The following is a 23,903-nucleotide window of genomic DNA, read 5'->3' as shown; positions in this document are numbered from 1 at the left end:
AACACTCGACGCGCCCACTCCGCTCTCGGTGGCCGACCCCCAGCCACCCGACTCGCCGCCTAACTGTCAACAACCTCCCGGGTCAGTACATCTAGCTCTCGGACCAGCCCGTGATCGAGGGCCGCGACGGCTGGCACGTGTTCGACGACGGCCGGCGCGTCGACCTGGGCGGGCTGAAGGGCAACATCGGCAGCTCCAACTACCCGGTGCCGACCGACGTCGACCTCACCGAACTGTCCAGTGTGTCCATCTGGTGCGAGCGGTTCTCGGTCTCGTTCGCCGCTGCGGAGCTGCGGCCGGTCACCGCATGAGGTGATGCTGAGAGCCGGTGCCGAAGTGAGACCGCGTCGGGGTGGCCGAGCGGCGCGATCCAGGTCGATGATGGCGCCATGACGGTCACGTCGCCGCGCTCGATCCATCTGGACCAGACGCGTGTCGCTCTGGTGGTGCTGCTCGGCGTCGCTCAGGCCGCCGTCGTGGTGGCCGGGGCGTTCGGCAGCCTCGGAACCCGCGTCGGCGACGTCGCCCAGGCTCATCCGACTCCGCTGCTGCCCGCCTGGTGGGCGTCGCTGATCTGGATCCCGATCGGCCTGGGCTTCCTCGCCTACGCCGGCTACCAGTGCTTCCCCCGCCAGCGGCACCGGCACCTGCACCGGCGCACGGGCTGGTGGCTCGCCGCGGCGGCGCTGTGCACGCTGCTGTGGACGCTCAGCTGGACGACCGGGCGGTTGCTGCTCGCCGAGCTCCTCCTGGTCGGGGTGCTGGTCAGCACGGCCGTCGTGTTCGGGAGGCTGTCTCGCGAGCCCGCGACGAGCACCGCAGAGCGCGCTGCGTTCCGGGTGCCGGTCTCGGTGTACGCGGGGTGGGCGTCGACCGCGATGGTCGTCGGCACCGCGACCACGGGGGCGTGGATCGGGCTGCCGGGAGCCACCGCGATCGCTTCGGTCGCCGCGGTGATCGTGCTGATCGCTTTCGCGACGATCGTGGCCTGGGTGATCCTCAACGGCACCGCGGTCGTCGGCTACGTCGCCGCCGTCGCGTGGGCGATCGCCGCGATCGTCGCGAACGAGCCACCGGCTGCCGTCTCGGGTGCGGCGGTCCTCGTGCTGGTTGTGGTTTTCGTCTCAACCGTCCGCCGTCTCGCAACCTCCGCAGACCGTGTGCGTGCTGCGTTCGGCTGATCCGCTCGTACTCTGCTCCCTCCCGGTGGCCGCGGGTCATTGACCGTTCACCGGTCGGTCACCGTTAGTGAACATCGTTCTCTGGATCTGGGGGTGAGGCTGCCCTACGATTCGGACATTCCGTCGTACCCCAGCGCGGCGGATCGGCGAGGACGCCGAATTCTCAGGATTTCTGCGTGGCTGGTCGGGGAGCTGCGCTGCGACGGCGGGAGACCGATGGGCGCCGCAGCCGAGAACGACAGAGCGAAAACGGAGAGCGAGCGGTGACCGCCCGGCGGGCGGTGGTGCTCGCCGGGGGCTTGGGCACCCGGTTGCGCCCGTACACGGCGGTCATCCCGAAACCCCTGCTCCCGGTCGGTGACCAGCCCATTCTCGAGATCGTGCTGCGCCAGCTGCGCCGGCACGGGTTCGACAGGGTGTCGATCGCGACCGGCCACCTCGCGCAGCTGATCGAGGCCTTCTTCGGCGACGGTGGAGCGTTCGATCTGAAGATCGACTACTTCCGCGAACGGGAGGCGCTCGGCACCGTCGGCGCACTCGCGATGATCGAGGGGCTCGAGGAGTCGTTCCTCGTGATGAACGGAGATGTCCTCACCGATCTCGATTACACACAGTTGATGAATGATCACATCCGTAGCGGGGCCGCGGCGACCATCGCGGCCCGCCGGCAGGAGGTGAAGATCTCGCTCGGCGTGCTCCACTTCGGGGACGAGAGCGACGGCACCCGCGTCACCGACTACGTGGAGAAGCCCGCGATCCACTACGAGGCATCGATGGGCGTGTACTGCTTCAGCCCGCGCGCGCTGGAGCACATCGTGCCCGGTGAGCGGCTCGACTTCCCCGAGCTGGTCCTGCGGCTGATCCGGGCCGGCGAGACGGTGAACGCCTGGCGGTCCGACGCCTACTGGCTCGACATCGGCCGGCACGACGACTACGAGCGCGCTACGGAGGAGTTCGAACGCATGCGTCACCGGCTGCTGCCCGAGCCGCCCCAGCTGTTCGGCCCGCGCACCGCGCCGGCCGAGCCCGCACCGGTCGCGATGGGGCGGGGCGCATGACGGTCCTGGTCACCGGCGGAGTGGGTTACATCGGGATCGGGACCTGCGCCCAGCTGCTGGAGTCCGGGCGGACCGTGCGCGTGCTCGACTCGCTGCTGCACGGTCAGCGTGATCTCGCCGACCAGCTCGCCGCGTCCGGCGTCGAGGTGCAGATCGGCGACATCCGCGATCCAGTGGCCCGCGCGAAGGCCCTCGCCGGGGTCGACGAGGTCGTGCACCTGGCCGCGATCGTCGGCGATCCCGCGTGCGCCCGCGATCCGCGGCACTCGAACTCGGTGAACGTCGAGGGCGCCACGGCGATGGTGCGCGACGCCGCGGCGGCCGGGGTGCAGCGGTTCGTGTTCGCCTCCACCTGCTCGAACTACGGCCGCATGGCCGACCCCACGGTGCCGATCACCGAGGAGGGGGAGCTCCGCCCGGTGTCGCTGTACGCCGAGCAGAAGGTCGGCATCGAGGAGCTGCTGCTCGCGGGTGGGCACGGGATGGTCGCGACCTGCCTGCGGTTCGCCACGATCTACGGGGTCGCCCCGCGCATGCGGTTCGACCTGACCGTCAACGAATTCACCCGCGACCTGTGGGCGGGCCGGCACCTGGAGGTGTTCGGCGAGCAGTTCTGGCGACCGTACGTGCACGTGCGCGACGCGGGCCGGGCGGTGCGCGCGGTGCTCGACCACCCCGCGGACGTCGTCGGCGGGCAGGTGTTCAACGTCGGCAACAGCGCCGAGAACTACCGCAAGCTCGACATCGTCGAGGCCGTCACCAAGGCCGTGCCGAACGCGTCGGTGTCGTTCGTGGCGCGCGACGAGGATCCTCGCGACTACAAGGTCTCCTTCGACAAGATCGCGCGGGTGCTCGGCTTCACCACCACCGCGACCGTACCCGACGGGATCGCCGAGGTGATCGAGGCGCTGGAGGCGGGCCGCTTCGCCGACCCGTTCTCACCGATCCACCGAAACTAGCCGGGCAGGTCCACCCGCTGGAGGGTGCCGTCGGTGTTCTGCACGACGCCGCCCTCGACGGTGGTCGGTGCGACCAGCAGTTCGTCGTGCGCGATCACCACGACCGCGCCGGTCGCCGGGTCGGCGCGCAGCACCACGCCGTCCGCGCAGACGACGACGGGCCGCCCGGCGCCGTCGAGCACGAGGTGGGCACCGGGGAGCGCCAGTTCGCTCGGTGGCACACCGCGGGCCAGCTGCACAGCCGCGGGGGTGGGATCGGCGCGCCGGTCGCCCGCGTCGACGACGGTGGTTCCGGTGGTTCCGTCGGTGGTGACCAGCCGACCGTCGGCGAGGAACCAGCCCCGGCCGTCGGCCCGGACGACGCCGGCGGTGACGGGGCCGGTCAGCGCCGGCGCAACGGCGTCCGGGACCGCGCCGGCCAGCCCGGACGCGCTCGCCAGCAGGGGAGCGCGGCCGCCCAGATCGGGGACGAGGAGAGCGTCCTCGCCCACCGGGACCGGCGGGAACCGCTCCGGCGGGCTCCCCGGGCGGGCGTGCACGAGGGCGCCCTGCCCAGCAGCGTCCCGTTCCAGCCACCACACGCCGCCGCTGCCGTCGGGCACGATCGGCCCCGGTTCGGGGTCGTCGCGGCGGCCGAGCACGACCCGGGTGCCACCGCTGACCAGCGCTACCTCCGACCGTGCTCGGCTCACCCATGCGCCGGTCACCGACAGGGGAGTGCCGTGCCGCTCGGCGCCGGTGGTGCCGACGGGGACGAACGCGACCGGCGGCCCGGCCCGCGGCGGGTGCGGCACGCAGGTCGGTGTCGGTGGCGGATCGAGCAGGGTCGCCGCGGCGGCGGGAAGCCGCCACAGGCCCGCTGCCGGGCCGGCGACGAGGACGTCGACGTCCCCGGCCGGGGTCACGTGCAGCGCGGTGACCGGGCCGGGCAGCGGATCGGCGGCCACCTGCAGCGTCCCGTCCGGTGCGACGCGGACCAGCCGGGTCGCCGTGGCCAGCCAGGTCCCTCCGTCCGGTGCCGGGACGGGCGGGGCCGTGGCGCCCTCGAGGTGGGCGTCCCGGGCGGTGCGGGTCAGGCCGCAGGTCGGGTCCGCGCCGCCGGCCAGCAGGTCGACGCGGGCCGCGGTCGGAGTGGGCTCGATGCGTTCGAGCCGGGCGCCGGAGGGCCGGCCGACGATCCGCAGCCCGGTCTGGCCGAGCGGCACGGTCTCCTCCAGCCGGAGCGGGGCCGCGCCGGGCGGGAACCCGATCACCAGCACCGGCAGGTAGGTGGCGGGGATCTGCTGCCGGCCGTGGTGGAGCCGCAGATCGAGCAGGCGGACCGTCGCGGGTGGATCGCCGGCCGCGCGCAGCCACAGCGCGCCGTCGGGGCCGACCGGGCCGGCGGCGGTGACGGCGTGGATCTCCAGGTCGACGGGGTCGCCCGCGCGCAGGCTCGTGATCCGTACCCGGTCCGCTGCGACGCGCTGCGCGACCCGGTCCCCGGCGATCCCGAGGATCTCCCCGGTCACGTCGGTGCGGGCGACGACCTGGGCGAGACCGGAGTCGTCGATGCGGATGATCGCGGTGCCGGTCGCGACGGCGGTGCCGCCGGCGACGGTGCCGAGCCGCGCCGGGCCGTCGGGGAGGGCGGCGGGCCCGGACCGCGGCGGTTCGGGGGAGACGGCGGCCAGCCGGGTCCACGCGCCGCTGCGTCCCGGCGCGGCGAGCGGGCCGGGCACCGCGACGACGAGGGCCGCGGCCACCGCGGCCGCGAGGAGGACGGGCAGCAGCGGCCGCCCCGAGGCACCGGCCAGCACCAGGACCCCGGCCGCGGCGGTGAGCCAAGCGCCCGGTGCCGAGGTCGGCCCCCAGCCGGCCAGCACGACCGCACCGGCTGCGACCAGCCCCGCCCCGGCGGCGCCGAGGGCCAGGCGCGCCGGCAGAACCGGGGCGAACAGGACGGCCAGGGCTGCGCCGACCGCGAGCGCCGCCACGAGCACCGTGGCGGCGAGGCCGAGGACCGCCGCACCCCGCCACACGTCCACGGCGAGCACGGGCGCGCCCGGTGCGAGCAGCACCGGCGCCTCGGCGGTCCACCACGGCAGCGCCAGCGCAGCCGCACCGCACAGCCCGAGCCCGGCGGCCGTCGCGCGGACGGCGGAGTCGAGGCGGGCCGGCATGGCGCCTCCAGCGAGGATGACCGGACAGGGGTGATGGCAGGAAAGCCGTTTTCGAGCAAGCGGTCAAACCGGTTCCGCACCCTGGATGTGCAGGGCCGAGTCCGTACTCGCACGGCTGCCCGCGCCCGCCCCAGCACCATCGGGAGGCAGACCGCGGTGGTCGTCGAGTCGAGGGCGGGCGAGCCGTGATCCGGCGACGGAGGAGCCGGGCCCGATCGAGCACAGCTACTCTGGTGCAGCGTGACGCCCCCTCCGTCCGTCTTCCCCGCGCTCGAACCACTGCTGCCCCGTGTCGCCAAACCGGTGCAGTACGTCGGTGGTGAGCTCAACGCGCAGGTGAAGGACTGGGACACGGCCGCGGTGCGCTGGGCGCTGATGTACCCCGACGCCTACGAGGTGGGCCTGCCCAACCAGGGCATCCAGATCCTCTACGAGCTCCTCAACGAGCGCCCTGACGTGCTGGCGGAGCGCTGCTACGCGGTCTGGCCGGATCTCGAGGCGCTGATGCGCGAGAACGGCGTCCCGGCCTTCACGGTCGACGCGCACCGGCCCCTCGGTGCCTTCGACGTCATCGGTGTCAGCTTCGCCACCGAGCTCGGTTACACCAACCTGCTCACCGCGCTCGACCTGGCCGGCATCCCGCTGCACTCCGCCGACCGCGGCGTCGACCACCCGGTCGTCATCGCCGGCGGGCACGCGGCGTTCAACCCGGAACCGATCGCCGACTTCATCGACGTCGCAGTGCTCGGTGACGGCGAGGAAGTCGTCGGCGAGATCACCGACGTCGTCGCGGCCTGGAAGGCCGACGGCCGCCCCGGCGGGCGCCGTGAGCTGCTGCTGCGGCTGGCCGAGACCGACGGCTGCTACGTTCCCGGCTTCTACGAGGTCAGCTACGGCGCCGACGGCGCGATCGCTTCGGTGGAGCCGACCGATCCGCGCGTGCCGGCTCGGGTCATGAAGCGCACGACGGTCGACCTGGACGACTGGCCGTACCCGAAGGCGCCGCTGGTGCCGCTCGCCGAGACCGTGCACGAGCGGGCCAGCGTGGAGATCTTCCGCGGCTGCACCCGCGGCTGCCGGTTCTGCCAGGCCGGGATGATCACCCGCCCGGTGCGGGAGCGCAGCCTGGAGACCATCGGCAAGATCGTCGATTCGGCGGTGCGCAACTCCGGGTTCGACGAGGTCGGCCTGCTGTCGCTGTCGAGCGCGGACCACTCGGAGATCGCCGAGATCACCAAGGGGCTCGCCGACGCCTACGAGGGCACGAACACGTCGCTGTCGCTGCCGTCCACCCGCGTGGACGCGTTCAACATCGACCTGGCCAACGAGATCAGCCGCAACGGGCGGCGCTCCGGGCTCACGTTCGCCCCGGAGGGCGGCTCCGAGCGGATCCGACGAGTGATCAACAAGATGGTGTCGGAGGAGGACCTCATCCGCACCGTCTCCGAGGCGTTCGGCCAGGGCTGGCGGCAGGTGAAGCTGTACTTCATGTGCGGTCTGCCGACCGAGACCGACGAGGACGTCGTCCAGATCGCCGACATGGCCCACAACGTCATCCGCGCGGGCCGGGCCGCGGCCGGGCACAACGACGTCCGCTGCACGATCTCCATCGGCGGGTTCGTGCCCAAGCCGCACACTCCGTTCCAGTGGGCGGCGCAGGCGCACCCCACCGTCATCGACGAGCGGCTGCGCAAGCTGCGTGCCGCGGTGAACGCGAACAAGCTGGGCCGCAACGTCGGCATGCGCTACCACGACGGTGAGCCGTCGCTGATCGAGGGCCTGCTCGCCCGCGGGGACCGCCGGGTGGGCCGGGTGATCGAGCGGGTGTGGCGCGAGGGCGGCCGCTTCGACGGCTGGAGCGAGCACTTCTCCTACGCCCGCTGGGTGGACGCCGCGGCCGCCGAGCTCGAGCCGCTGGGCGTGTCGCTGGACTGGTTCACCACACGGGAGCGGCCGCGGGAGGAGATCCTGCCCTGGGACCACCTCGATTCCGGGCTGGACCGCGACTGGCTGTGGGAGGACTGGCAGGACGCGCTCTCCGGCCGCGAGCAGGACGACTGCCGCTGGACGCCGTGCTTCGACTGCGGGGTGTGCCCGTCCACCGGCGCCGACATCCAGGTGGGGCCGAGCGGCACCACCCTGCTGCCGCTCACCGTGGTGAGGGGGCCCGGCGCGGGTGGCTGACCCTGCCGACCCGAACGAGGTCACCGTGCGGGTCGCCGATGAGCGCGACATGCCGGCGATCGCCGCGCTGCGCCGGTCGTGGCTGGAGGAGCGCACCGGAACCGTCATCGACGATCCGGGGTTCGAGGCCGCGTTCGCGCAGTGGTGGCGGATCGAGCTGCCGCGGCGCACGTTCTGGGTCGCCGAGGTCGGCTCGCCGCGCAGCGGGTACACCGCGGTGGGCTCGATCAACGTCGTCGAGATCGTGCACATGCCGCGGCCCGGCGGGCGGGGTGGCCGGATCGGGCACATCGGCAACGCGTTCGTGCTCGCCTCCTACGCCGATCGCGGAGTGCCGTCCGCGTTGCTGTCGGCGGCCATCGAGCACGCCCGCTCCCGGCGGTACCGGCGGCTGCTGCTCGCCCCCACGGAGGGCAGCGCGGCGTTCTACCGGCGGGCCGGGTTCGTGCCGGTCGGCGCCGACCTGCTCACGTACGACGTTCGTGCTTGATCGCGCACCTACCGGAAGCGTTCGTCGGTGCAGGGAGGTGCGGAGGGGTCGGCTGCGCCTCGGGCAGTGCCGCCCGACCCGACTGCGGCGCCGGCCGGCTCGTAGGCTGGTTGCGTGCCCCGTGTCCGCGCCGGGGAGGCGGCGAACCCCTCCCTGCCCACCGTCGCTCGGGTCCGCGTGCAGTTCGCCAAGCGCGGACGGCTGCGGTTCCTCTCCCACCGCGACGTCGCGCGCAGCGTCGAGCGGGCACTGCGGCGCGCTGCGATCCCGGTGTCGTACTCGCACGGGTTCAGCCCGCACCCGCGGCTGACCTGGAGCCCGGCGGCGCCCACCGGCACGGCGAGCGAGGCCGAGTACCTGGAGATCGGGCTCACCCGTGAGGTCGAGCCCGGCGAGCTGGGGCGCGCGCTCGACGCGGCGCTGCCCGAGGGGCTGGACGTGCTGGCCGCCGCTCCCGCCGACGGGGTGGCGCTCGCCGACCGCATCGACGCCGCCCGCTGGCGCATCGAGCTGCCCCAGGTTCCCGTCGAGGCGCTGAAGGCCGCGGTGGGCGCGCTGCTCGCCGCCGACGAGGTGCTGGTCGAACGCGTCACGCCGAAGGGCCGCAAGCACGTCGACGTGCGGGCGGCGCTCGTGCACGTGGAGGTCTCCTCCGGTGTCGTGTCCGGCACCCCCTCAGGGGCGCCGGACTGTGCGATACTGACGGCGGTCGTACGGCAGGGTTCGCCCGTCGTTCGACCCGACGACGTGTTGGGCGCCCTCGACGTTGTCGCAGGTCTGCGACCTCCGGTACCCGCAAGGGCCACCCGGTTGGCGCAAGGCTTGCTCGACGACCGGGGTGAACTGGCCGATCCGCTGGGCTCCGACCGGGTCACGACCCGGGCCTGATCCTGCGGCGCGGTCCCGCGCGCCGTACGGCATGACCAGGATTGCGCTGTGCGCACCGCGCGCAGTGAGACGAACGAGCGAGAACTGCACGGGCCCCTGCGCGGCCGCCTTCACCGAGGCGCCCGGGGGCGGAGGAGCTGAATGTCGAAGAGCGATGCGCCCGCCGGAAGCACCGGCGGGCCGGTCACCGTACCCGCCGCTGTCGATCTGGACGCGCTGCCGGACAAGATGCGGGTACACGCGCTCGCCAAGCTGATCGGTCGCACGAGCCGCGAGGTCCTCACCGCCCTCGCCGATCTGGGCATCGAGGCGAAGAGCCCGCAGTCGGGCATCGACCGCAAGACCGCCGAACAGGTGATCGGTGCGCTGCTGCCCGCCGCCGAGGACGCCGAGCCGGCAGCGGAGACCGAGAGCCCTGCCGCGAGCGCTGCGGAGAGCCCCGCCGAGAGCGCTGCGGAGGACCCCCGAGAGAGCGCCGCCGAGGAGAGTTCCGAGGCCGCGCCGGCCGCGGAGCCCGTCGCGGCACCGGCCCGGCCCGCACCGATGACCCCGGTGTTCGCCCCGCCGACGCCGCTGTTCCAGCCGCCGGATCCGACCGCGAAGCGGGTCCGGGTGGCCACCGCGGAGGTGGACGGCGACGCGGAGGACGTCGCCGAGGAGCCGGCCAGGCGGCGCCGAGTGCGCCGCCGGAGCGAGCCGGTCGAGGAGCTGCCGGACACCGCTGCAGAGACCGACGTCGATGCCGACGTCGATGCCGACGCCGAGGGAGAGGCCGCCGAGCAGGCCGGATCGGACGAGGAGTCGATCGAGGGGGGCACCCGCCGGCGCCGCCGCCGCGGGCGCCGGGGTCGTGGCCGGGGCCGGGGGCTCGACGAAGCGAACGGCGAGTCCGGCGAGGACGAGCGCGTCGACACCACCGCCGAGGTCGGTGCAGAAGTCGGCGCAGAGGCCGGGGCAGGAGTCGGGGCAGCCGCTGCTGCGCCCGACGCCGACGAGGCCGACGAGACCGTGGTCGGAGAGACGTCCGAAGCCACCGACGAGAGCGCGTCCGACGAGGACAGCGCTGAAGGGGACGGCGAGGAGAACGACGACGAGACCGGGGAGCAGCCGGAGGGCAGCACCACCCGTCGCCGTCGCCGTCGTCGCCGCCGCCGCGGCTCGGTCGACGAGGTGACCGAGGTCACCGAGGAGGACGGCACCGTCGTCAAGGTCCGCCCGGCGCGGGAGGTCCGCGACGAGCGCGAGGACGACGGCGTGCAGTCCGTGCGCGGCTCCACCCGGCTGGAGGCCAAGCGCCAGCGCCGCCGCGACGGCCGCGACGCGGGCCGCCGGCGCAGCCCGATCCTGTCCGAGGCCGAGTTCCTGGCCCGGCGGGAGTCGGTGGAGCGCACGATGGTGGTGCGCGAGCACGGCGACCGGGTCCAGATCGCGGTGCTCGAAGACGGTGTGCTCGTCGAGCACTTCGTCGCCGGCAACGGCCGCGACGGCCAGAAGTCGCTGGTCGGCAACGTGTACCTGGGCCGGGTGCAGAACGTGCTGCCTTCGATGGAGGCCGCGTTCGTCGACATCGGCCGGGGCCGCAACGCCGTGCTCTACGCGGGCGAGGTCGACTGGGACGCCGCGGGCCTGAACGGTAAGGCGCGGCGGATCGAGCAGGCCCTGCAGACCGGCGACAGCGTGCTGGTGCAGGTCACGAAGGACCCGGTGGGCCACAAGGGCGCCCGGTTGACCACTCAGATCAGCCTGGCCGGCCGCTTCCTGGTCTACGTGCCCTCGGGCGGGGCGGCCGGGATCAGCCGCAAGCTGCCCGACGTCGAGCGCAAGCGGCTCAAGGAGATGCTCAAGGAGATCGTCCCGCCGGACGCCGGGGTGATCATCCGCACCGCGTCGGAGGGCGTGAGCCACGAGGCGCTGGAGCGCGACGTGCGCCGCTTGCAGGCGCAGTGGGAGGTCGTCAAGGCCAAGGCCGAGGCCACCGGCCCGAACAAGCCCAAGGCGCCTGCGCTGCTCTACGAGGAGCCCGACCTCATCGTCAAGGTCGTCCGCGACCAGTTCAACGAGGACTTCAGCTCGCTGATCGTCCAGGGCGACGACGCCTGGGACACCGTCTACGGCTACGTCTCCCACGTGGCGCCCGAGCTGATGGACCGGGTGCACCGGCACACCGGGCCGGAGGACGTGTTCGCTGCCTACCGCATCGACGAGCAGCTGATGAAGGCGCTCGACCGCAAGGTGTGGCTGCCCTCCGGCGGAACCCTCGTCATCGACCGCACCGAGGCGATGACGGTCATCGACGTCAACACCGGCAAGTTCACCGGATCCGGCGGCAACCTCGAGGAGACCGTCACCCGCAACAACCTCGAGGCGGCCGAGGAGATCGTGCGCCAGCTGCGGCTGCGCGACATCGGCGGCATCATCGTCATCGACTTCATCGACATGGTGCTCGAGGCCAACCGGGACCTCGTCCTGCGGCGGCTCACCGAGTGCCTGGCCCGCGACCGCACTCGCCACCAGGTGGCCGAGGTGACCTCGCTGGGCCTGGTGCAGATGACCCGCAAGCGGGTCGGCGGCGGTCTGCTGGAGCACTTCTCCACGCCGTGCGAGCACTGCCGGGGCCGCGGCGTCATCGTCTCCACCGAGCCGGTCCTCGACCGGCAGTCCGGCGACGGCGACCGCGGCGGACGCCGCAACCGCAACCGGGGACGGCGCGGTGACGAGGGCGGCAACGGCGCGAACGGTGCCAGCAGCCCGTCGGCGCCAGTGCGGCCCCGCGGGCTGCCCGAGGCGCTCGTGCCCGCCAAGCTGCCCGCGTCGGCCGCGAAGGCCGAGCCGGAGAAGGCTGCGCCGGCGAACGCTGAGCCGGAGAAGGCCGAGCCGGCCGCGAAGACCGAGCCGGACAAGACTGCGCCGGACAAGACTGCGCCGGACAAGACTGAGCCGGACAGGGCAGCGCCGGAGGTCGGTGCGGGCCCGGTGCCCGAGCCCCCGGCCGAGCCCACCCCGGCAACGCCGGAGCCGCCGGCCGCGGCGCAGGAGCCCGATCCGGCTGCCGTGCCCGCCGCGGCGGAGGGTGCTGCTGAGGAGGACGCTGCCGAGGAGGACGCTGCCGAGGAGGACGCTGCCGAGGAGGAGGCCGCTGAGGACACGGCGGAGCCGGCCGAGCCCGCCCCGGTGACACCGGCCGTGACCGTCGCGCCGCCGCCACCGGCGACGGCGGTCGCCGCTGCGCCTACCACCCCGCCTCCTGCCCCGGTGGTCGCGCCGGTGAGCGAGGCGCCGGCACCGGCCGCAGGACCGGTCCCCGCGGCGACGATCGCCCCGCCGCCCCCGGCCACCGCGTCCGTCGCCACGACCACCCCCTCCGTCGCGGCGACCGCTCCGACCACCACCCCGGCGACAGGAGGTGGCAGCCGTCCGCGGCGGCGGGTGACCCGCACGGCGGGCGCCCCGACCGTCACCGAGGGTCCAGCGCCCGTGGTCGCGGTCGTCACGCTGCCGGCCCACCCCACAGGGCAGCCGGCGCCGTCGTCGATCCCCGCTCCGGTCGTGCCGGAGCAGCCCGAACCCACCGTCACGTCGCGGCCGCGGCGGGCCCGGCGGGCCGCGTCCCGGCCGGCCGGACCGCCGGTGGGGGAGGAGTAGACCCACCCGGAAAGGCGCTGCCGCAGGTGCAGTATCCTGGGGACCTGCGTCGCGTGGTCGGATGCGCCGACCTGCGGCACGCGCCAGCCAGAACGAGGTACGTGGACGCGGGCTGGCGCCTCGTGTCCCCGAGCTAGGAGCAGTGCGTCGATGTACGCGATCGTCAAGACCGGCGGCAAGCAGTACAAGGTCGCCGAAGGTGACGTGCTCACCGTCGAGAAGATCGACGGCGAGCCCGGGGCCGAGCTGACCCTCCCGGTCGTCCTCCTGGTCGACAACGGGTCCGTCACCACCGACGCCACCGCGCTGAAGGCCGCGTCGGTGCGGGCCACCGTGCTGGAGCACGTGAAGGGCCCGAAGATCCGCATCCACAAGTTCAAGAGCAAGACCCGGTACCACAAGCGGCAGGGCCACCGGCAGCCGCTGACCAAGCTCCGGGTCACCGGGATCGCGAAGTAGGAGGACGCCACCATGGCTCACAAGAAGGGTGCGTCCAGCTCCCGCAACGGTCGCGACTCGAACGCGCAGCGCCTCGGCGTCAAGCGCTTCGGGGGCCAGATCGTCAACGCCGGCGAGATCCTCGTCCGGCAGCGCGGCACGAAGTTCCACCCCGGCACCAACGTCGGTCGCGGCGGCGACGACACGCTGTTCGCCCTGACCGCTGGAGCCGTCGAGTTCGGCTACTCCCGCGGCCGCAAGGTCGTGAACGTCGTGCCGGCGCAGGTCTGAGACCCGCCCCAGCACCAGTCAATCTTCGCCGGACGGCGGGTCGCCCTGCAGGGTGGCCCGCCGTTCGTTCGTGTCAGGAGTCATGCATGCCCAGGTTCGTCGACCGCGTGGTGGTGCACGCCACCGCCGGGTCCGGCGGCAACGGCTGTGCGTCGATCCACCGTGAGAAGTTCAAGCCGCTCGGCGGCCCCGACGGGGGCAACGGCGGCCGCGGTGGATCGGTCGTGCTGGTCGTCGATCCGGGTGTGCACACCCTGCTCGACTTCCACTACCGGCCGCACGCCGTCGCCAAGAACGGCGCCCCGGGGCAGGGGCGCTTCCAGAACGGCGCCAACGCCGAGGACCTGGAGCTGCGGGTCCCCGACGGCACGGTGGTGTTCAGCGCCGACGGCGATCTGCTCGCCGACCTCGTCGGCGCGGGCACCCGGTTCGTCGCCGCGCAGGGCGGCCGCGGCGGGCTCGGCAACGCTGCGCTGGCCTCGTCGGCCCGCAAGGCGCCCGGGTTCGCGCTGCTCGGCGAGCCGGGGGAGCGCCGCGACCTCGTGCTCGAGCTGCGCTCGATGGCTGACGTCGGACTCGTCGGCTACCCGTCCGCCGGCAAGTCGTCGCTGGTCGCCGCCCTGTCCGCGGCCCGGCCGAAGATCGCCGACTACCCGTTCACCACGCTGGTGCCGCAGCTGGGCGTGGTGACCGCGGGCGAGGAGACGTTCACCGTCGCCGACGTGCCCGGGCTGATCCCCGGCGCCGCCGAGGGCCGCGGCCTGGGTCTGGACTTCCTGCGGCACATCGAGCGCTGCTCCGTGCTCGTGCACGTGGTGGACTGCGCGACGTACGAGCCCGGGCGTGACCCGATCTCCGACATCGAGGCGCTGGAGGCCGAGCTCGCCCACTACACCCCGGCCCTCGGCGGTGACCTCGCCGACCGGCCCCGGCTGGTCGCCCTCAACAAGATCGACGTGCCGGACGCGCAGGAGCTCGTCGAGATCGTCGCCGACGACGTCGCCGAACGGTTCGGCTGGCCGGTGTTCCCGATCTCCACGGCGAGCCGAGCCGGGCTGCGCGAGCTGACGTTCGCGATGGCGGCCGAGGTCAAGGCGTTCCGCGATGCGCAGCCGCCGCCGGAGCCGACCCGGGTGGTTCTGCGGCCCACCCCGGTGGACGACACCGGGTTCACGATCGAGCCCGATCCCGAGGAGGCGGACGGCTGGATCGTGCGCGGCGCCCGGCCTGAGCGCTGGGTGCGCCAGACCAACTTCGACAACGACGAGGCCGTCGGCTACCTGGCGGACCGGCTCGCCCGGCTCGGCGTCGAGGACGCACTGGCCGAGGCGGGGGCCAAGCCGGGCTGCCCGGTCACGATCGGCGACATGACGTTCGACTGGGATCCGACGACCCCGGCCGGCATCGCGGTGATGATGGCGGGCCGCGGCACCGATCCGCGGCTGGAGCGGTCGACCCGCGTCTCAGCCGTCCAGCGGAAGATGGCGAGGGCCGAGCGCCGCCGCCACCGCAGCGACGCCGAGCTGGCACTGGAGGCGGAGCGCGAGGCGGCCGAGCGGGCGGCGGCCGAGGAGTGGGAGTGAGGTCAACCCGGGAAGCGCTGGCCGCGGCGCGACGGGTCGTGGTCAAGGTCGGGTCGTCGTCGCTGACCAGCCTGGACGGTGGGTTGGACCCGGCCCGGCTGGACGGGCTCGTCGACGCGCTGGCCCGCCGCCGCGCGCACGGCAGCCAGGTGGTGCTCGTGTCGTCGGGCGCGATCGCCGCCGGTCTGGCGCCGCTCGGGCTGGCGAAGCGGCCACGGGACCTGGCCACCCAGCAGGCCGCTGCCGCCGTGGGGCAGCTGCTGCTGGCACACGCCTACGAGGTGTCGTTCTCGCGGTACGGGCAGACGGTCGGGCAGGTGCTGCTCACCGCCGATGACATGATCCGCCGCAGCCACTACCGCAACGCCCAGCGCACCCTGGAACGGCTGCTCGGGCTCGACGTGCTCCCCGTGGTGAACGAGAACGACACCGTCGCCACCGAGGAGATCCGCGTCGGGGACAACGACCGGCTCGCTGCGCTCGTCGCGCACCTCGTCGGGGCCGACGCGCTGGTGCTGCTCTCCGACGTCGCCGGCCTCTACGACGGCGATCCGCGCAAGCCCGGTTCCAAGCTGCTCACCGACGTGGACGCCCCGTCGGACCTCGACGGCGTGGAGATCGCCAAGCCCGGCCAGTCCAGCCTGGGCACGGGCGGCATGGCTACCAAGATCACCGCGGCGGGCATGGCGGCAGCCGCCGGCATCCCGGTGCTGCTCGCCGCGGCCGCCGACGTCCACGACGCGCTCGACACCAAGCCCGAGGGACCGAAGGTCGGCACCGCGTTCCGTCCGTCCGGCCGGCGGATGGGGGCACGGCGGTTCTGGCTGCGCAACGCCGCCGACCCGGCCGGCCGGCTGGAGATCGACGCAGGCGCTGTCACCGCGGTGATCCATCGGCGTCGCTCGCTGCTCGCCGCCGGGATCCGCGGGTTCGACGGCGACTTCGTGGCCGGCGACGTCGTCGATCTCGTCGGGCCGGACGGCGACGTCGTCGCGCGCGGCGTGGTGAGCTTCGACGCCGAGGAACTGCCCGCCATCATCGGCCGCCGCTCCCGCGACCTGCCGCCCGAGCTGCGCCGCGAGGTCGTGCACGCCGACGACCTGGTCTCCCTCAGCTGACAGGCGCCGGGCGCACCAGCACCAGCGGGATCTCCCGGTTGGTCCGCTTCTGGTAGCGGCCGTACTGGGCGTGCTTCGCGGTGACCTGCGGCCACAGCCGGGCGCGTTCCTCCGGTGTGGCGACGCGCGCGATCCACCGCCCTCTTGGCCCGCCCTTCAGCGACACCTCCACGTCCGGGTTCTCGCGCAGGTTGAGGAACCACGCCGGATGACGGTCGTCGCCGCCGCGGGAGGCCACGAGCACGTACTCGTCGCCCTCCTTCAGCGGCGAGGTGAGCATGACCGTGCGCGGCTGCCCCGACTTGCGCCCGATCGTGGTCAGCTCCAGCACCGGCATGCCGATGGCGGCCCATCCGAGTTTGCCGCCGGTGGCGGTCAGCACCAGTCGGTGAACCCCGTTCATCGCTTTGAGCAGCGCATCGTGTGGCACGAGCCACATCTTACCGCGGGTAACTTACGCTTGTTGGGCCAGCGCGAACGGGAGCACGGCCGTCGCCCCGGCCTTCCGCAGCAGCCGTGCGGCCACCGTGGCCGTCCAGCCGGTGTCGATCACGTCGTCGACGAGCAGGACGGGCCCGGTCGGCACCTCGAACGCCGGCTCGGCGAACGCCGACCACACCGCGGCCAACCGCTGCGCGGAGTTGGCGTGCTTCTCCGGCCGCGGGCCGACCGGCTCCAGCATGCCCGGCAGGGGCAGCCTGCCGATCTCGGCGATCCGCCGAGCCAGGTGCTCCAGCTGGTGCGGCCGGGTGCGTGACCCGATCCCGACGACCGCGACCGGACGCTCGGCCCAGTCCCACCCGGCGAGCACCCGCACGACCGCGTCGAGGACGTCCTGCCCGACGGGGTGGTCGGGAGCCTCCGGTCCGACCAGCTCGCGCAGCCGGGTGCCCCAGCCGATGTCGGACAGCCGCCCGATCACCCGGCCGCTCTCGGCCAGCTCGCCCGCCGGGATCCGGCCCGACACCGGCACGTCGAGCTCGGCCATGCCGCTCGGCCACTGCTTGCGCGGCGGCACTTCGACCCCGGGCCGGTGGATCCGCTCCCCGGCGGCGGCCTCGACGGCGGCGTCGACCTCGGTCCGCCACGCCGGCCCGGCGCAGTTGTCGCAGCGCCCGCACGGGCCGGGATCGGGATCGTCGAGTTGGCGGCGCAGGAACTCCAGCCGGCACATGTCGGTGGTCTGGTACTCCAGCATCGCCCGCTGCTCGGCCTTGCGGGCCTCGGCGATGCGGCGGTGGCGCTCCTCGTCGTAGAACCACTCCGCACCGGTGGCGACCCAGCCGCCCTTGACCCGGCGGACCGCGCCGTCGGAGTCGAGGACCTTGAGCAGCATCTCCAGCCGCGTCCGGGAGAGATCGACACGGGTCTCGATCGCCGCTGTGGACATCGGTTCCTCGGTGTCGAGCACGGCCAGGGTCTGGCGCACCAGGTGCTCGGGCGGGAACGCCAAGGAGGCGAAGTACGCCCAGATGTCGCGGTCCTCCTGGCCCGGCAGCAGTACCACCTCGGCCCGGTCCAGGGCTCGCCCGGCCCGGCCGATCTGCTGGTAGTACGCCACCGGCGAGGACGGGGCACCGAGGTGCACGACGAAGCCCAGGTCCGGCTTGTCGAAGCCCATACCGAGCGCGCTCGTGGCGATCAGCGCCTTGACCCGGTTGGCGAGCAGATCGGCCTCCGCAGCCAGGCGCTGATCGGGATCGGTCTTGCCCGTGTACGCCGTGACGGCGTGGCCGCGCTCGCGCAGGAACTCCGCGACCTGCTCGGCCGCGGCGATCGTGAGCGTGTAGACGATCCCGGCGCCGGGCAGGGTGTCGAGCATCGCGGCGAGCCAGGCCAACCGCTGCGCCGGGGTCCGCAGGCAGACCACCGACAGCCGCAGGCTCTCCCGGTCCAGCGAGCCGCGCAGCACCAGCGGCTCGCCGGCCTGCAGCCCGAGCTGCTCGGTGACGTCGACGACCACCCGGTCGTTCGCGGTGGCGGTCGTGGCCAGCACCGGGATGCCGTCGGGCAGTTCGGCGATCAGGTTGCGCAGCCGCCGGTAGTCGGGCCGGAAGTCGTGGCCCCAGTCGGACACGCAGTGGGCCTCGTCGACGACGAGCATGCCCGCGGTCACGGTGAGCCGGGGGAGCACGCGGTCGCGGAAGTCCGGGTTGGTGAGGCGTTCGGGGGAGAGCAGCAGGACGTCGGCCTCGCCGGCGTCGATCGCGGCGTAGATCTGCTCCCACTCGCCGACGTTGGCCGAGTTGACCGTGACCGCGCGGATCCCGGCCCGCTCCGCGGCCTCGATCTGGTTGCGCATGAGCGCCAGCAGCGGTGACACGATCACCGTGGGCCCCGCGCCCGCCTCGCGCAGCAGCTTGGTGGCCACGAAGTAGACCGCGGACTTGCCCCAGCCGGTGCGCTGCACCACCAGGGCGCGGCGGCGCTCGGCCACGAGCGCGTGGACGGCGGTCCACTGGTCCTCGCGCAGCCGGGCACCCGGCCCCGCGAGCGTGGCGAGTACCTCCTCGGCGCGCGTGCGGAGATCGGTCGTGGCGCTGGTCATGGCACCCATCGTTGCCCAGCCCACCGACAGCGGCGACGGCGCCTGGTCGGGCGGGTCGGGTGAGCGCGGCAGCGAAGCGCTTCCCGCACGCTCGTGGCGGGGAACAGCAGATGCCGACGCGGTCCACCGCAACGCCGCTCGGGCCCCGCCCCGGACCGCCCCACCGCGGCCTGACAGAGCACCACCGGACGGTGACCAGGGGCGCGAGCCCACCATCCCTGCGCCGTCCCGGCCCGGGTGTGACTGGCGTCTCCCGCACCTGGCCGCCGGTCACCATGCAGTATGACGAGGTGACCGACCAACCGTCCGCGCCGCAGTCCCCGCAGTTCGGCTCCGTCGCCGAGGTGAGCGAGCGTCTGGCCGGGGTCGGCTACCTCGCCTCGACCGCGGTCGCCACCACCGTCTTCCTCGCCGACCGCCTGGGCAAGCCGCTGCTCGTCGAGGGGCCCGCCGGGGTCGGCAAGACCGAGCTGGCGAAGGCCATCGCGGAGGCCACCGGATCGGGCCTGGTGCGCCTGCAGTGCTACGAGGGCATCGACGAGGCCCGCGCCCTCTACGAGTGGAACCACGCGAAGCAGCTGCTGCGCATCACCGCCGGCAAGGACCGCGAGACGTGGGACGAGACCCGCGACGACGTGTTCTCCGAAGAGTTCCTGCTCCCGCGGCCACTGCTCATCGCGATCCGGCGCACCGAGCCGACCGTGCTGCTCGTCGACGAGATCGACAAGGCGGACGTCGAGGTCGAGGGGCTGCTGCTGGAGGTCCTGTCCGACTTCCAGGTCACCGTGCCGGAGCTGGGCACGATCCGCGCCGCGCGCCGCCCGATCGTGGTGCTCACCTCGAACTCGACGCGGGAGCTGTCCGAGGCGCTCAAGCGCCGCTGCCTGTTCCTGCACCTGGACTTCCCCGACGCCGAGCTGGAGCGGCGCATCGTCGCGACCCGGGTGCCCGAGCTCGCCGAGTCGCTCGTCGAGGCGCTCGTGCGCACCGTGCGCGTGCTGCGCGGCCTGGAGCTGCGCAAGTCGCCGTCGGTGGCCGAGACGATCGACTGGGCGCGCACCCTGCTCGCGCTCGGCCTCGACACCCTCGACGACGACGCGGTCCGCGCGACCCTCGGCGTGGTGCTCAAGCACCAGAGCGATGCGGTGAAGGCCGCCACGGAGCTGCGGCTCAACTAGTGACCTGGGCGGGCAGCGCGAACAGCGCGACGTGGTCCGCCCCGAGGAACGTCGTGAGCCCGGCGATCCGGTCAGCGCGCACCTCGACCGCGGTGATCGACCAGGCCGTGCAAACACCGCTGCCGTCCGCGTCGCGGTACGCGGCGACGGCCGGGAGCGCGTTCGCGGTGGTGGCGACGGTCCGCCAGGTGCCGCACCCACCGCCGAACGGCACCGCTCGCGCGAACGCCGCGACCGCGGTCCGGCCGGCGTACCAGGCGGCCAGTGGCGGCATCGTCCACGTCACGTCCTCGGCCAGCAGGGCGACGAACGCGTAGGTGTCGCCCCGTTCGAGCGCGTCGGCGAACGCCGCGGCGACCGCGCGCCGGTGCCGGTCCGGCTCGGTGGCCCGTCTCCGCTCGACGGTGCTCCTGGCCCGCTGCAGTGCGCTCGCCACCGCCGCCGACGACGTGCGCATCATCCGGGCGACCTCCGGCACCGCGAACCCCAGCACGTCCACGAGCAGCAGCGCGGCCCGCTGATGCGGCGGCAGGTGCTGCAGCGCCGCCACGAACGCCAACTCGACCGCTTCCCGGTGCTCGTAGCGCTCGTCCGGGTGCGGGCCCAGCCACGCGACGTCGGTCCGGGCGGCGGCGTCGAGCACCGGCTCCGGGCTGGCCGGCCCGAGGTCGACCGGCAGCGCGCGGCGGCTGCGGCTGCGCGCCGCGTCCAGACAGGCGTGCGTCGTGACGGTGTAGAGCCATGACCTCAGCGACCCGCGGCCGGTGAACCCGGCCAGGCCCCGCCACGCCCGCAGCAGCGCCTCCTGCAGCGCGTCGTCGGCGTCGTGGACGCTGCCCAGCATGCGGTAGCAGTGCGCGTGCAGCTCGTCGCGCAGCGGAGCCACGAGCTCGGCGAAGGCCGCGCCGTCCCCGCCGACGGCCCGATCGAGCACGGTGCTTCCCACGCCCGTGATCGTGCCGGCCGCGCACCGCTGCGTCAGCACCGTTCACTCAGCACCGTTCACTCAGCACCGCCACCCCGTCCCCGCTCAGCTCGGCCAGGTACGGGCGGCGCCCGGTCATGGCCATGATCAGGGCGAGCGTCGGGCCCGTGACGAGCGGACCGCTCCCCGCCTCGAACGCTGCGTCGGCCGCGACGAGTCTCAGCCCTTCGACGCGGCGGCGCGACGGCACTGCCAGGTCGGTGTCCGCGTAGAACCGGGCGACGGTCCGCAGCACGTCGCCGGGATGCGCGCGGTGCAGGCCGAGCGGCCTGCGGATGTCCTCGGCGTGCACCACGGTCTCGGCGAGCATGAACTCCGGGCCGCCGCGCCGGCCCAGCGGCGTGGTGCGGCGGCCGGCCGCCGCCCGAAAGCGGGCCAGCGTGTCGGCCGGGGTGTCGCCGAGCTGCTCGCGCAGCCGAGTGATCACCTGGGCGTCGAAGTCGAAGCGGTGCCGCACCACGCCGGCGAACCAGCGCGGGAACGACAGCGTCGCGCCGGCGGTCAGGTGCGCCAGCACGTCGCGGACGCTCAGCCCGGCGCACAGGGACGGGGTGCTCCACGCCTCCTCCGGCAGCGCGGCCAGGTCGGCGGCGAGCGCGGCCCGCTCGGCGTGGACGAGGGACCAGGTGTCGGATGCGGGCACGGGACCTCCTCGAGACGACTCACGGGGTACGGCGTCCGCCGCGCACCCGCGGCATCGTGGAGTGGCGCAGATCACATCTCCCGTCCGGTCAGTGCCGGGTCCGGGCACTGCGGGCCGGGCCGGGCCGCGGCCCGCGCCCTGGCCAGGTTGGCGCTGCGCCAGTCCGGATCAGCGGCGTCGCGCAGGATCTGCTCCTGGATGCAGGCCCGCAGCGGGTCCGCCAGCTGGTCGGTCGGGCCGAGCGCGTCGGCCGAGAGCGTCGACAGGTAGTGGGCGTCGAGCTTGCCGGTGGCCGCGAAGCGGTCGACGTTCTGCTGCGCGACGAACCGCTCCGGGTCCAGCAGCGCCAGCCCGAGCAGCGCCGCCGCCGCGGTGCCCGCGAGCGCCCGCGTCGGCACCCGGTCGTGCAGCCGCAGCACCGACCACGTGACCAGCAGGAACGCCACCGTCAGCCACAGCTCCGCGGTGAGCACGACGAGCCGCAGCACCGTGTGGCCGTACGCCTGCTGGTAGAGCACCATCTGGTGGGTCGCCGAGGCGATCAGCAGCAGGGTCATCGCGGTGAGCGCGGTGAGCAGCCCGCGCTTCCACCGCCGCTCCACCGGACGCTCGACCGGCGCGAGGCGGGCCGCCGCCACGATCACCAGCAGGGCGAGCACCGTGACCCACAGCAGCTGCCAGAACCCGCTGCGCGCGTACTCGGCGTACGTGATGCCGGCGGTGGCCCGCACGTAGGCGTCACCGCCGAACAGGGTCCGCACGGTGACGGTGAGGAACGCCGCGAACAACGCCACGACGAACCCCACCGGGATCGTCCACTCCAGGCCGCGCATCCGCCGCCGCGCCGACGGCTCCGGCGGCCGCGGCGCTGACCGGGTCAGGAAGCAGATCGCCGCCATGCCCAGTGCGCCCGCCCCAGCCAGGAACAGCCAGCGCACGACGTGATCGTCGATCGTGGGGCTGAGCCGTTCGGCCAGCGCCTCGAACACCGGGTCGGCGGCCGCGAGCAGCGACCCGAAGACCATGAGCAGGAGCGCACCCACTCCGAGCGCCACGATGATGCGGATCGTGCGGCGCAGGTCGGTGCGCTCGGTCGCGGCCCGGCCGAACCAGGGCACGGCCCGGCACACCGCGAGCGCCACCGTCGCCGCGGCCGCCCACACGCCCCGCCCGGACCGGCCGACGACGGCCAGCGTCGCGCTCCCCAGCGCCGCGAGCAGGCAGAGCGCGCCGAGCCACTCGGCGGCGCGGATCGCGCACACCGCCGCGAGCGCCACCGCGGCGGCGGTCCACCACGCGCCCGCCGGGGTGATCCGCCGGTTGCGCCAGTCGACGGCGAGCGCAGCCGCCACCGTCACCAGGGCCAGGACGAGCCAACCCAGCCCGGGCCGCCCCTCCGGGAGCGCCCCAGCGGCGGTCAGCGCGACGACCGCGACCGCGACGACCATCCCCGTCGTCGGCGGCTCGGTGGGCGCCGGCCAGGCCTCGCCGAACAGCGGCGGCGGGGCGGCGGGCGGGGCTGGTCGCTCGACCGTGCCGACCGGGCCGGTCACGAGCTCCTCCTCCGCCCGGTCCGGCGCGCCGGGGCCGGTCACGCCGACCTCGGCAGGGTCACGCGGATCCGGCAGCCCGGCCCGTCCGCGTCGAGCACGGCGATGGTCCCGCCGTGCAGGTCCACCACCCAGTGGGCGATGGACAACCCCAGCCCGGTGCCGCCACCGCCGGCCCGTTCCCCGCGGGTGAACCGGTGGAACACCCGGGTGCGCTCCTCCGGGGGAATCCCCGGACCCTCGTCGCGGACCTCCAGCACGAGCTCGTCCCCCTCCTCGTGGGCGCTCACGCGCACGTCGCTGCCGGGCGGCCCGTGCCGCGCGGCGTTGTCCAGCAGGTTGACCACGACCTGGTGCAGCCGGGCCCGGTCGGCGCACGCCGTGGTGCCGGGCGGGACGTCCAGGCAGAAGCGGATGCCCCGGCCGGCGACGTCGTTGGCTACCACCCCGACCTCGGCGACGGCCTCCTCCAGCATCGGGGCGAGCTCGAACTCCTCGCGGTCGAGCGTGGTCGCGCCGGCGTCGATGCGGGACAGGTCGAGCAGCTCGGCGACCAGCCTGCCCAGCCGCCGGGTCTGCAGCAGCGCGGTCTGCATGGTCTCGCGGTCCGGCTCGGCGATCCCGTCGACGACGTTCTCCAGCACCGCGTGCAGCGCGGCGATCGGGGTGCGCAGCTCGTGCGAGACGTTCGCGATCAGGTCCCGGCGTTGCTGGTCGGCCGCGGCCAGGTCGGCCGCCATCTGGTTGAACGCCGCCGCGAGCTGTCCGACCTCGTCGCGCGACGTGGCCCGCACCCGACGCGTGTAGTCGCCGCGGGCCATCGCCCGGGCGGCAGCCGTCATCTCGCGCAGCGGGCGCGTCATCCCGCGGGAGAGCACCAGCGCCGTGCCGATCACGATGCCGGTCGCGATCAGGATGATGTGCAGCGGCGGCACCCAGCGGTAGATGCTCCACAGGTACGCCACCCCCGCCGCGCCCGAGAGCAGCAGCAGGACGCTCATCTTC

The 23,903-nt window shown here is 74.0% G+C and carries 19 protein-coding genes and 1 pseudogene; 13 read left to right on the top strand and 7 right to left on the bottom strand.

What is annotated here, in order from left to right; genetic code table 11:
• Positions 1-107 precede the first annotated feature (107 nt).
• The 4 genes and pseudogenes from BUE41_RS32280 to BUE41_RS27010 all read left to right on the top strand — a co-directional run.
• Positions 108-311, top strand: a pseudogene (locus BUE41_RS32280) (DM13 domain-containing protein); the annotation flags it as partial.
• Between the two features lie 78 nt (positions 312-389).
• On the top strand, positions 390-1,181 hold the full coding sequence (locus BUE41_RS27020) for a hypothetical protein (RefSeq protein WP_073460154.1): 792 nt from the start codon (positions 390-392) through the stop codon (positions 1,179-1,181).
• Positions 1,182-1,444: 263 nt separating this feature from the next.
• Positions 1,445-2,239, top strand: a complete 795-nt coding sequence (locus BUE41_RS27015; RefSeq protein ID WP_073460153.1) for a sugar phosphate nucleotidyltransferase — start codon at positions 1,445-1,447, stop codon at positions 2,237-2,239.
• A complete protein-coding gene (locus BUE41_RS27010; RefSeq protein ID WP_073460152.1) occupies positions 2,236-3,198 on the top strand; it encodes an NAD-dependent epimerase/dehydratase family protein in 963 nt (320 codons plus the stop codon). The genes BUE41_RS27015 and BUE41_RS27010 overlap by 4 nt, the downstream gene beginning before the upstream one ends.
• Here the strand turns inward: BUE41_RS27010 and BUE41_RS30940 are convergent.
• Complete coding sequence (locus BUE41_RS30940; protein WP_073460151.1) at positions 3,195-5,360, bottom strand: hypothetical protein; 2,166 nt, start codon at positions 5,358-5,360, stop codon at positions 3,195-3,197. The two genes, BUE41_RS27010 and BUE41_RS30940, sit on opposite strands and share 4 nt — an antisense overlap.
• 240 nt (positions 5,361-5,600) lie before the next feature.
• Here BUE41_RS30940 and BUE41_RS27000 point away from each other — a divergent pair, with 240 nt between their 5' ends.
• From BUE41_RS27000 to proB, 8 genes are all read left to right on the top strand, one after another.
• Positions 5,601-7,544 (top strand): TIGR03960 family B12-binding radical SAM protein, encoded by a 1,944-nt coding sequence (locus tag BUE41_RS27000; protein ID WP_073460150.1) that lies wholly within the window; start codon positions 5,601-5,603, stop codon positions 7,542-7,544.
• Positions 7,537-8,034 carry a GNAT family N-acetyltransferase gene (locus tag BUE41_RS26995; RefSeq protein ID WP_234997613.1) on the top strand — a complete coding sequence of 166 codons (498 nt, stop codon included), beginning with the start codon at positions 7,537-7,539 and terminating at the stop codon, positions 8,032-8,034. The genes BUE41_RS27000 and BUE41_RS26995 overlap by 8 nt, the downstream gene beginning before the upstream one ends.
• 114 nt (positions 8,035-8,148) lie before the next feature.
• Positions 8,149-8,922, top strand: coding sequence for a TIGR03936 family radical SAM-associated protein (locus BUE41_RS26990; protein ID WP_073460149.1), 774 nt, complete (start codon positions 8,149-8,151; stop codon positions 8,920-8,922).
• 141 nt (positions 8,923-9,063) lie between these two features.
• Positions 9,064-12,564, top strand: coding sequence for a translation initiation factor IF-2 N-terminal domain-containing protein (locus BUE41_RS26985; protein ID WP_073460148.1), 3,501 nt, complete (start codon positions 9,064-9,066; stop codon positions 12,562-12,564).
• Between the two features lie 150 nt (positions 12,565-12,714).
• Positions 12,715-13,023: a 50S ribosomal protein L21 gene (rplU, locus tag BUE41_RS26980; RefSeq protein WP_073460147.1), complete on the top strand. Its 309-nt coding sequence runs from the start codon at positions 12,715-12,717 to the stop codon at positions 13,021-13,023.
• A gap of 12 nt (positions 13,024-13,035) precedes the next feature.
• Positions 13,036-13,293, top strand: a complete 258-nt coding sequence (rpmA, locus tag BUE41_RS26975) for a 50S ribosomal protein L27 (protein WP_073460146.1) — start codon at positions 13,036-13,038, stop codon at positions 13,291-13,293.
• An 86-nt stretch (positions 13,294-13,379) separates the two neighbouring features.
• On the top strand, positions 13,380-14,876 hold the full coding sequence (gene obgE, locus BUE41_RS26970; protein WP_073460145.1) for a GTPase ObgE: 1,497 nt from the start codon (positions 13,380-13,382) through the stop codon (positions 14,874-14,876).
• The gene (gene proB, locus BUE41_RS26965) at positions 14,873-15,994 is read left to right on the top strand and encodes a glutamate 5-kinase (protein WP_143172380.1); all 1,122 of its coding nucleotides are present in this window, start codon (positions 14,873-14,875) and stop codon (positions 15,992-15,994) included. Before obgE ends, proB begins: the two co-directional genes overlap by 4 nt.
• Here proB and BUE41_RS26960 read toward each other — a convergent pair.
• Positions 15,987-16,424, bottom strand: coding sequence for a nitroreductase/quinone reductase family protein (locus BUE41_RS26960; RefSeq protein WP_073460170.1), 438 nt, complete (start codon positions 16,422-16,424; stop codon positions 15,987-15,989). The genes proB and BUE41_RS26960 overlap by 8 nt on opposite strands.
• Positions 16,425-16,448: 24 nt before the next feature.
• Entirely contained in the window at positions 16,449-18,542 is a 2,094-nt protein-coding gene (locus BUE41_RS26955) for a RecQ family ATP-dependent DNA helicase (RefSeq protein WP_073460143.1), read from the bottom strand.
• Between the two features lie 290 nt (positions 18,543-18,832).
• On the opposite strand from BUE41_RS26955, the gene BUE41_RS26950 reads away from it, so the two are divergent.
• Positions 18,833-19,720: an AAA family ATPase gene (locus tag BUE41_RS26950; RefSeq protein WP_234997612.1), complete on the top strand. Its 888-nt coding sequence runs from the start codon at positions 18,833-18,835 to the stop codon at positions 19,718-19,720.
• Here the strand turns inward: BUE41_RS26950 and BUE41_RS26945 are convergent.
• The 4 genes from BUE41_RS26945 to BUE41_RS26930 form a co-directional block, all read right to left on the bottom strand.
• Positions 19,713-20,666 carry an RNA polymerase subunit sigma-70 gene (locus tag BUE41_RS26945; protein WP_234997611.1) on the bottom strand — a complete coding sequence of 318 codons (954 nt, stop codon included), beginning with the start codon at positions 20,664-20,666 and terminating at the stop codon, positions 19,713-19,715. The genes BUE41_RS26950 and BUE41_RS26945 overlap by 8 nt on opposite strands.
• Positions 20,667-20,712: 46 nt before the next feature.
• The gene (locus tag BUE41_RS26940) at positions 20,713-21,348 is read right to left on the bottom strand and encodes a maleylpyruvate isomerase family mycothiol-dependent enzyme (protein WP_073460142.1); all 636 of its coding nucleotides are present in this window, start codon (positions 21,346-21,348) and stop codon (positions 20,713-20,715) included.
• Positions 21,349-21,419: 71 nt separating this feature from the next.
• Positions 21,420-22,943, bottom strand: a complete 1,524-nt coding sequence (locus BUE41_RS26935) for a DUF4153 domain-containing protein (RefSeq protein WP_073460141.1) — start codon at positions 22,941-22,943, stop codon at positions 21,420-21,422.
• The gene (locus tag BUE41_RS26930) at positions 22,940-23,899 is read right to left on the bottom strand and encodes a sensor histidine kinase (protein WP_084755940.1); all 960 of its coding nucleotides are present in this window, start codon (positions 23,897-23,899) and stop codon (positions 22,940-22,942) included. The genes BUE41_RS26935 and BUE41_RS26930 overlap by 4 nt, the downstream gene beginning before the upstream one ends.
• Between the last annotated feature and the right edge of the window lie 4 nt (positions 23,900-23,903).

Source organism: Pseudonocardia thermophila, from assembly GCF_900142365.1.
Classification (GTDB): Bacteria; Actinomycetota; Actinomycetes; order Mycobacteriales; family Pseudonocardiaceae; genus Pseudonocardia; species Pseudonocardia thermophila.
The sequence above is the reverse complement of the archived record's forward strand: the minus strand, read 5'-3'. Positions and strand labels throughout refer to the sequence as shown.